Below are 8,543 nucleotides of genomic sequence, written 5' to 3'. Positions count from 1 at the left end.
ATCTCTCCTGTTACTCTTACTTTATTCACTGTTCAACATGAAATCAATTGATCAACTGTTGAGCTATTTTTTGCTTGCTTTAGTCTAAACTCCAGTTTTTTAGGAATTTGGCTAATTGATATTTTTACTTTTGCTATAGCAATTAGCAGTTTATTATTAGTTAGTATTCCTCAACTAACACCAACGACAAAAAACGAAAATGCAATCCATCTTTGGCAAGATTTAGGCTTTGGTTGGCGTTATATTAGTACTCACATATGTGCGTGTGCTGCGGGATGTGGAAGATATTCTGCTTGACCATGATGCGGAGTATAGCCAGTTGAAGTAATGAATTCAATTCACGCTGCCTTTACCCGGATTTCTCACAAGAGACGTTACATGTAACGTCTCTACAGGGTTTCGGGTTTGATTGATGTACTTCATTTACCTGAAGTCTGCTGTAAAGACATAAGCAGCGAATTAAGAAAGCAAACAAAAGAAAGCAAGATTCTCAAAGTTAAAGCTGATTCATCTGAATTTATACCCATGTCTCTCAGCTTTTGTGCCAAACGTTTATGGAAACTTTCGCTCTCGCACTTCTACAGCATAATCTTGCACGGCTTTGGTAATTGTCTCCCGCAGATTTGTATAGACTTTAGCGAATGGTGGATGCTTCTCTGTAAGACCGAGAACATCAGAGGTAACTAAAACTTGTCCATCACAGTTTTGTCCTGCGCCGATACCAATTGTCGGAATGCTAAGTTTTTGTGTAATCTGCATTGCTAAATCTGCGGGTATATGCTCTAACACTATAGAAAATACACCAGCTTGTTCTAGAGCGATCGCTTCATTTAAAATTCTCTCACTCGTTTCTTGGGTCTTACCTTGTTGTCGCAAACCAAGTTGATGGACTGATTGGGGTGTTAAACCTACATGGCCCATGACGGGAATTCCCGCTTGTACCAACCGCGCAATAGTTTCTGCAATCGCTGGATACCCACCTTCTAATTTTACCGCTTGAGCGCCCGTCTCTTTCAATACCCGCCCAGCTGAGTGCATCGCTTGTTGCAGACTTTCTTGATAAGTCAAAAATGGTAAATCCACAACTACTAATGCACGTTTAACTCCACGGCGCACAGCTTTGGCATGATACAGCATTTCTTCTAGGGTGATTGGCAGTGTTGTTTCATAGCCAAGCACTACTGCCATTGAGTCTCCCACAAGGATTAAGTCTACACCAGCGGCGTCGAGGAGTTGAGCGATCGCGTAATCCCAAGCGGTCAACGCCACAATCGAACGTCCCTGTTGTTTCCATTGAATTAATTGCTGGGTAGTAATAGCCATTGCCAATTTTAGATTTTGGATTTTAGATTTTTTGTCCTCTGTCCTAAGTAAATGACAAATGACAAAGGACAAATGACTATTCACTTCACGGCGCGACTAAAAGCAATATGAGGTTTTGCACTGCCCATTTTGGGCATTAACCAAGCCAGACCTTCACTAGTGCCAATCCACAATTTGTTACCAACATCAGGCACAATAGCAAGAACCCGACTAGAAGGAAGTCCAGTGACTTCTTCGTCTAATACGGCGCCCGTATTTGGATTTAATCGTAACAAACCATTGTTAGTCCCGACCCAGATACTACCATCTTTAGCAAAGCGCAGCGAAGTTACGTCACGCCCGCGTAGACGTGTTACAGACCGCAGCACAGCCCCAGTTTTCGGGTTAATAACTAATAAATTATTGGGCATTCCCGCCCAAATTAAACCTTCTGGACTGATGGCTAAAGCTTGTACAGTTGTCCCTGGTAAATCACCAATCCGCTTCATTATCAAAGCATTGGCAGTATTAACCCGCACTAATCCATCAAGAGTACCAATCCACAAGTTACCTTCAGCATCTAAAGTTAGGGTGTTGGCACTGACACCAGGCAGATTTTTTAAAGTTGTCATAATCAAGCCTTGGTCGGGACTAATTAAAGCTAAGCCGCTATCAGTTCCAGCCCACAAATAACCCCGTTTGTCAAGCAACAATGACAATACTCGTTTGGAAGGCAAAAATAAATTCTGGGCTGTAATTTCATTAGTGCGGGGTTCTACTCTAATCAGCCCCTCATAACTCCCCACCCACAGACGACCTACTTTGTCTTGAGCTAAAGCACCAATGGCAACGTTTGGTAAACTGACACGAGCGATAATCTTGCCAGTATTCGGGTCAATCCGCGATAATCCCCGCCAAGAACCTACCCAAAGATTGCCTGTAAAATCTGACAGCAAGTTGCTAACACGATAATCGGTTTCTTGCTTATGCTCTTGTACTCCTCGCTGATTGGGTAAGGGTTCTACTCGTGGCGGCGGTGCGGAAGCCGGATAAGTAGGGGTTAACTCAGATGGCTTAATATCAGGGGTTTTTGGTGGCCGAACACTATTACTAATTTTTTGTGCGTAGGCGCGTGGCAACTTGTCATTAGACATTGCTGCCGGCAAAGCTATTAACCCCAGCAAGATAGAAGTAATCAATAGATTAGTACGCTTGCAAATTGATACCACGGTGACATTTCCTTTGGAGACAATACCCATAGCCATTACCTAAACTGGCTTTGGATTAACTTCAGTGTTCCCCTAGCTGAGATTTTTTAAACGTCACAGGTAATTTTTCTCCAACTCAAAGCCTCAAAAGCATCCTGACAATTTTCCTCCAGTCAGGGAAACTCTTGTCCATCAAGGCTCTATACATTTATTGATGAACCTTTGTAAATCATTCTTAACAAAATGTTTAAAACTTTATGTAATAACAAATTTATATAGTTAAGTTAAAAAGTTTCAAAGAATAACTTATCGAATTCTTGATATATTGTGAGACAAGCTACAAATTACGTGGTGTGCAATTTTTTATTTTTCGCTCACAACTTTGCTAAACCTTTGTCCTTGCTGTCAAGTAAATTCTCTTGTAGTCTTTTTCCTGTCAAGGGAGAAGGTAAAAGGAATGCAGAGGCGGGAATGTGTGCCAGCCAGCCCATTCCCCTGAATGCCCCGATTTTTAGGGAAATTATCTAAGTACTACCGCGTGCTGGTGGTTTTGGTGGAATTGAAAAGGTTTAGTGGAGTGCGAGGAAGAGATAAAAAAGAATTTTGATACTCATAGAAGAGGGGAAAGTAGAAGCGCTAGGTCGTGTGTCTCTAGAAGGGAATCACACTGGTGAGCAGAATTATTACCGCTACCAAAGTGTCCGCCGCATAAAGACTACTACTCTCTACTAAAGGCAAGCCCTAACAGAAAATTTTCCTGATCTTCTCCCCGCTGAAGGGGGGAAAGAGCGGGGCTGAGGGGAAATTGCACAGCACGTGATTTGATAAGTAAAAAGAGTGACTTCTGGGAAGGATAAAATATGTCTTACGCTCAAACTAAGACTCAGAGCAAAACTGGGTATCAAGCTGGTGTTAAAGATTACAGACTAACTTATTACACACCCGATTACACACCCAAAGATACAGATATTTTAGCGGCGTTCCGCGTTACACCCCAGCCTGGAGTTCCCTATGAAGAAGCAGCTGCGGCTGTAGCGGCTGAGTCTTCCACTGGTACTTGGACAACTGTCTGGACAGACTTGCTAACCGACCTAGATCGCTACAAAGGTCGTTGCTACGACATCGAACCAGTTCCCGGCGAAGATAACCAATTTATTGCTTACATTGCCTATCCTTTGGATTTATTTGAAGAAGGCTCTGTAACCAACATGTTGACCTCTATTGTAGGCAACGTATTTGGTTTTAAAGCTCTGCGGGCACTGCGTCTGGAAGACTTACGGATTCCTGTAGCTTACCTCAAGACCTTCCAAGGCCCTCCCCACGGTATCCAAGTTGAGCGTGACAAGTTAAACAAATACGGTCGTCCTTTGCTGGGTTGTACAATCAAGCCCAAATTGGGTCTTTCGGCTAAGAACTACGGACGCGCTGTATACGAGTGCTTGCGCGGTGGTTTGGACTTCACCAAAGACGACGAAAACATTAACTCTGCACCATTCCAAAGATGGCGCGATCGCTTTTTGTTCGTTGCTGAAGCTATCCACAAAGCTCAAGCTGAAACAGGTGAAATCAAAGGTCACTACCTAAACGTCACCGCTCCCACCTGTGAAGAAATGCTGAAACGGGCTGAGTACGCTAAAGAACTCAAAATGCCCATCATCATGCACGACTACCTCACCGCAGGTTTCACCGCCAACACCACATTGGCTCGTTGGTGTCGTGACAACGGTCTGTTGCTACACATCCACCGCGCTATGCACGCTGTTATCGACCGTCAAAAGAACCACGGTATCCACTTCCGCGTTTTGGCTAAAGCGCTGCGGATGTCCGGCGGCGACCACATCCACACCGGAACAGTGGTTGGTAAGCTGGAAGGTGAACGCGGTATCACAATGGGCTTCGTTGACCTACTACGTGAAAACTACGTTGAGCAAGACAAGTCTCGCGGTATCTACTTTACCCAAGACTGGGCTTCTCTACCTGGCGTAATGGCAGTTGCTTCTGGTGGTATCCACATCTGGCACATGCCTGCACTCGTAGAAATCTTTGGCGATGACTCCGTACTACAATTCGGTGGTGGTACTCTCGGACACCCCTGGGGTAATGCTCCTGGTGCTACAGCTAACCGCGTAGCTTTAGAAGCTTGTGTCCAAGCTCGTAACGAAGGTCGCAACTTGGCTCGTGAAGGTAATGACATTATCCGCGAAGCTGCTAAGTGGTCTCCTGAATTGGCCGTTGCTTGCGAACTGTGGAAAGAAATCAAGTTCGAGTTTGAAGCAATGGATACCGTCTGATAAAGGTTGAAGGTGAAAGGATAAAGGCTGAATGTTAAATTACTTTAATCACTTCATCCTACCCTTCTCCTAGCGGAGACGCTACGCGAACGGGAAGCCACCCAAAGGGTGTCTACATCCTTTACACTTCATACTTTTAAAGGCTGGGGTCAAGCATGAATCTCAAGCAAATTGCGAAAGACACAGCCAAGACTCTCCAAAGCTACCTGACTTATCAGGCTCTAAGGACAGTACTGGCGCAGCTAGGCGAGACTAATCCTCCATTGGAACTTTGGCTGCATAACTTTTCGTCCGGCAAAATTCAGGACGGAGAATCATACATTGAGCAACTGTTCCGAGAAAAGCCAGATTTGGCGTTGCGGATCATGACTGTCAGGGAACACATTGCGGAGGAAATCGCCGAATTTTTACCGGAAATGGTTTGTACTGGCATTCAGCAAGCCAATATGGAACAGCGTCGCCAGCATCTAGAACGGATCACGCAAATAGATACATCAAACCCCAGTCTGCAACCAGAACAGCAAGCAACCTCAGATCCGAACTTGGATAATTTATCCACTTAGTCGGTCAACTTAAGTAGTAAAAAATTGCCACCCATTATCAACAGCTATGCAAACTTTACCAAAAGAGCGTCGTTACGAAACCCTTTCTTATCTGCCTGCCCTGTCTGACGCTCAAATTGCCAAGCAGATCCAGTACATCCTGAATCAAGGTTTTATTCCCGCCATCGAGTTTAACGAAACTTCGGAGCCAACGGAATTATTCTGGACAATGTGGAAACTGCCTTTGTTTGGCGCTAAATCCACTCAAGAAGTACTGAGCGAAGTTCAAGGATGCCGTTCTCAATTTAGCAACTCCTATATCCGTGTTGTGGGTTTTGATAACATCAAGCAGTGCCAAGTTATGAGCTTTCTTGTTCACAAACCCAACACCAACAGATACTAAAGTTTACACGCTTTAAGTAATTAATAGGAGAGGTAGAATTATCTGCCTCTCTTGTTTAATTGATTTTAAACGCAAAGGTATTCTCTGCATACCTTTGCATCCTTCTGCGTGAAGTTCTGCATTTTGTTAATATCAGTAAATGCAATTAGAACATCTACGCCAAGTGAGAATTTGTTTTGTTGGTGACTCTTTTGTCAACGGGACTGGCGATCCAGAATGTCTTGGTTGGACAGGCAGAATATGCGTTAATGCTAATAAAAAAGGTTATGACATTACTTACTATAATTTAGGAATTAGGCGAGATACGAGTACTGATATAGCAAAGCGCTGGATACAAGAAGTATCAGCTCGATTGCCTCAAGAATATGATGGGAGAGTTGTGTTCTCTTTTGGGCTGAATGACACGACTCTCGAAAATGGTCAAACCCGCGTGGATTTTTCAGAGTCTATCAAAAATGCTAGCAAAATTTTAAGTGAAGCTAAACAGTTATATCCTGTGTTAATGGTTGGCCCTGCGCCTTATGTAGATGAGGAAAACCCTCAAAGAAAGCAGAGAACTACCAATTTATCCAAACAGTTTGCTTTGATTTGTCAAGAATTTAATATACCTTATTTAGACGTTTTTCCAATATTAGAAAATTCAAATATCTGGGTAAATGAAGCAAGAAATAATGACGGGGTTCATCCCAGAGCAGGAGGCTATACAGAATTTGCCCAAATAGTGGAAAATTGGGACGCTTGGTTAAATTGGTTTCCTCTAATTTAATAAGGCGATCGCTCAAAGCATACACTAAAAGCGATCGCCTGCCTTGATTTTCCTCAGAACAATCATCGGTATACTAGATGTAAAGACATTCCTTCCAGGAATCTGCTCATGACGGCATCAATCAAACATAACCTAGGCAAAAACCCACCTATTCCACCCTTAGAAAGTGGGGACAGACTCACTCGCCATGAATTTGAGCGTCGCTATACTGCAATGCCCCATATTAAGAAAGCAGAACTAATAGAAGGAGTCGTCTACGTGGCATCACCCTTACGTTTTAGAAGTCATGGACAACCTCATGGTAATCTTATCGGCTGGTTATGGACTTATAAAGTTTCCACTCCTGGTGTGGAGTTAGGTGATAATGCCACAGTCCGCTTAGACTTAGACAACGAACCTCAGCCTGATGTTGTGTTATTAATTGATGAGATATTGGGTGGACAAGCACGCATTAGTGAAGATGACTACATCGAAGGCCCACCAGAATTAGTTGCTGAAGTTGCAGCCAGCAGCGCTGCAAATGACTTATACGATAAGAAGAAAGCCTACCGTCGGAACGGTGTGAAAGAATATATTGTTTGGCAAATTTTAGAGAACAAACTCGATTGGTTCAGCTTGCAAAACGGGGAATATGTGTCATTAGAACCGAGTGCAGATGGAGTAATCAAAAGTCAAGTTTTTCCTGGTTTATGGTTGGATGTACAAGCGTTATGTGCTGGAAAAATGACACAAGTTTTAACTGTACTGCAACAAGGATTAAATAGCGAAGAACATAAAAATTTTGTACAACAGTTAGCTCAAAAGTCTCAGTTATAAATCTCTGGGTTAGCGTATTTTTGATGCTGTGTAGGTGTAGTCCGTAGTAGCGAAAAGTCGAGCCAGTGCTTTCCTATCGCACTCACTACCCAATCTGAAAAGCTATTTCTTCACTAACTCTCTTGCTGCTTTGCGCCGTGCTTCTGTCCAGCGACGATTCCGCCAAAGAATTACACCTGTAACAAATAAACCTAGCGGGCTCAAACCAATCAACGTGTAAATAATTTTTGTAACTATGCCACCATAATGACCAACGTGTAAAGTATACTGAGCGTTCATAATCCGGGTAGCCAAAGGTCTTTGTTTGGGATTGTCTAACCGTAAAAGTTCGCCTGTGTATTGGTCAAAATTGAGCCAAGGATCTTTATTGAATTCGTTTTCCTGGGGAAATCGCATCCAAACACCAAAGGCATCTGTCGGTTTTTTGGCAGGAAAGAATTTATAGATTTTAGCATCGGGTAAAGCTGCTTGTGCTTTCTTCAAAATCTCATCGATTTTCATTGGTGAAGCACCAGGAACAACTTTAGAAGCAACTTCGGCAGGTTTTTGAGTGTTAGTTAGCCAATAAACTGCATTTTCAAAAGGCGTCCAAAATACCATTGCTGTCCCAGTAAAAGCAACCAGGCTTAAAATCACGACAGAGAGAATACCCCCAACTTTGTGCAAGTCGTAGTTAAGTAAGTGTGGGGGTGCTGAAGTACGGATTTGTAAACCTTGGGTAATGCGTCCTTTTCGATACCACAGTATAATTCCGGTGATACCCATCCCTAGCAAAGCTACACCGCAGATACCAACTATTTGTCCACCAAGATCACCTGCAAATAAATTAACGTGTAATTCAATCAAAAAACCCACTACCGTTTGTTCCCAAGGACGCGAACCAAGAATGCTTCCAGTGTAAGGATTGACGTAGACATCAGTATATTTATCCTGGGGTGATATCATCATCACCGTATACACTTCGTCGGGATAACGAGGTGCGGTGATGCGGTGAGGTTTGAGATTGGAATAGAGTTTTTGAACAGTTTCAACTATTTTTTGATCAGATATTTGCTGCTGTTGTTGAGGGGTGACGTGGAGTAACTGGGGATGCAAAATACGGTCTATCTCTTCATCAAAAACCAGCAGGCTGCCGGTTAAGCCGATAATAATTAACAGGATACCTGCAATAATCCCTACGTAGCGATGTAGAATCAGGGCTGGTTTACGGAGCAT

The 8,543-nt window shown here is 43.3% G+C and carries 8 protein-coding genes; 5 read left to right on the top strand and 3 right to left on the bottom strand.

The genetic code is table 11. From position 1 onward, the window contains the following. Positions 1-552 precede the first annotated feature (552 nt). Both panB and HCR01_RS21155 read right to left on the bottom strand, forming a co-directional pair. A complete protein-coding gene (panB, locus tag HCR01_RS21160) occupies positions 553-1,323 on the bottom strand; it encodes a 3-methyl-2-oxobutanoate hydroxymethyltransferase (RefSeq protein ID WP_193198033.1) in 771 nt (256 codons plus the stop codon). 80 nt (positions 1,324-1,403) lie between these two features. Continuing rightward, positions 1,404-2,567, bottom strand: a complete 1,164-nt coding sequence (locus tag HCR01_RS21155; protein WP_193198032.1) for a two-component regulator propeller domain-containing protein — start codon at positions 2,565-2,567, stop codon at positions 1,404-1,406. An 803-nt stretch (positions 2,568-3,370) separates the two neighbouring features. Here HCR01_RS21155 and HCR01_RS21150 point away from each other — a divergent pair. From HCR01_RS21150 to HCR01_RS21130, 5 genes are all read left to right on the top strand, one after another. Then, positions 3,371-4,801, top strand: coding sequence for a form I ribulose bisphosphate carboxylase large subunit (locus HCR01_RS21150; protein WP_162395622.1), 1,431 nt, complete (start codon positions 3,371-3,373; stop codon positions 4,799-4,801). Between the two features lie 155 nt (positions 4,802-4,956). Next, positions 4,957-5,364, top strand: coding sequence for a RuBisCO chaperone RbcX (gene rcbX / locus HCR01_RS21145; protein WP_193198031.1), 408 nt, complete (start codon positions 4,957-4,959; stop codon positions 5,362-5,364). 46 nt (positions 5,365-5,410) lie between these two features. After that, positions 5,411-5,746, top strand: coding sequence for a ribulose bisphosphate carboxylase small subunit (locus HCR01_RS21140; RefSeq protein WP_193198030.1), 336 nt, complete (start codon positions 5,411-5,413; stop codon positions 5,744-5,746). A gap of 139 nt (positions 5,747-5,885) precedes the next feature. Beyond that, positions 5,886-6,512: a GDSL-type esterase/lipase family protein gene (locus tag HCR01_RS21135; RefSeq protein WP_193198029.1), complete on the top strand. Its 627-nt coding sequence runs from the start codon at positions 5,886-5,888 to the stop codon at positions 6,510-6,512. A 108-nt stretch (positions 6,513-6,620) separates the two neighbouring features. Next, positions 6,621-7,328 carry a Uma2 family endonuclease gene (locus HCR01_RS21130; protein ID WP_193198028.1) on the top strand — a complete coding sequence of 236 codons (708 nt, stop codon included), beginning with the start codon at positions 6,621-6,623 and terminating at the stop codon, positions 7,326-7,328. Positions 7,329-7,430: 102 nt separating this feature from the next. Here HCR01_RS21130 and HCR01_RS21125 read toward each other — a convergent pair whose 3' ends face one another. Then, a complete protein-coding gene (locus HCR01_RS21125) occupies positions 7,431-8,543 on the bottom strand; it encodes a PepSY-associated TM helix domain-containing protein (protein ID WP_193198027.1) in 1,113 nt (370 codons plus the stop codon).

This window comes from Nostoc sp. MG11, from assembly GCF_014904695.1.
Lineage (GTDB): Bacteria > Cyanobacteriota > Cyanobacteriia > Cyanobacteriales > Nostocaceae > Komarekiella.
Note: the sequence above shows the minus strand (reverse complement) of the source record. Positions and strands in the feature narration are given on the sequence as shown.

What these genes read in the sequence shown, in the direction of transcription:
- HCR01_RS21150 (WP_162395622.1), top strand. Translation starts at nt 3,371, where the DNA reads ATGTCTTACGCTCAAACTAAGACTCAGAGCAAAACTGGGTATCAAGCT.
- HCR01_RS21155 (WP_193198032.1), bottom strand. Translation starts at nt 2,567, where the DNA reads ATGGCTATGGGTATTGTCTCCAAAGGAAATGTCACCGTGGTATCAATT.
- rcbX (WP_193198031.1), top strand. Translation starts at nt 4,957, where the DNA reads ATGAATCTCAAGCAAATTGCGAAAGACACAGCCAAGACTCTCCAAAGC.
- HCR01_RS21130 (WP_193198028.1), top strand. Translation starts at nt 6,621, where the DNA reads ATGACGGCATCAATCAAACATAACCTAGGCAAAAACCCACCTATTCCA.
- HCR01_RS21140 (WP_193198030.1), top strand. Translation starts at nt 5,411, where the DNA reads ATGCAAACTTTACCAAAAGAGCGTCGTTACGAAACCCTTTCTTATCTG.
- panB (WP_193198033.1), bottom strand. Translation starts at nt 1,323, where the DNA reads ATGGCTATTACTACCCAGCAATTAATTCAATGGAAACAACAGGGACGT.
- HCR01_RS21125 (WP_193198027.1), bottom strand. Translation starts at nt 8,543, where the DNA reads ATGCTCCGTAAACCAGCCCTGATTCTACATCGCTACGTAGGGATTATT.
- HCR01_RS21135 (WP_193198029.1), top strand. Translation starts at nt 5,886, where the DNA reads ATGCAATTAGAACATCTACGCCAAGTGAGAATTTGTTTTGTTGGTGAC.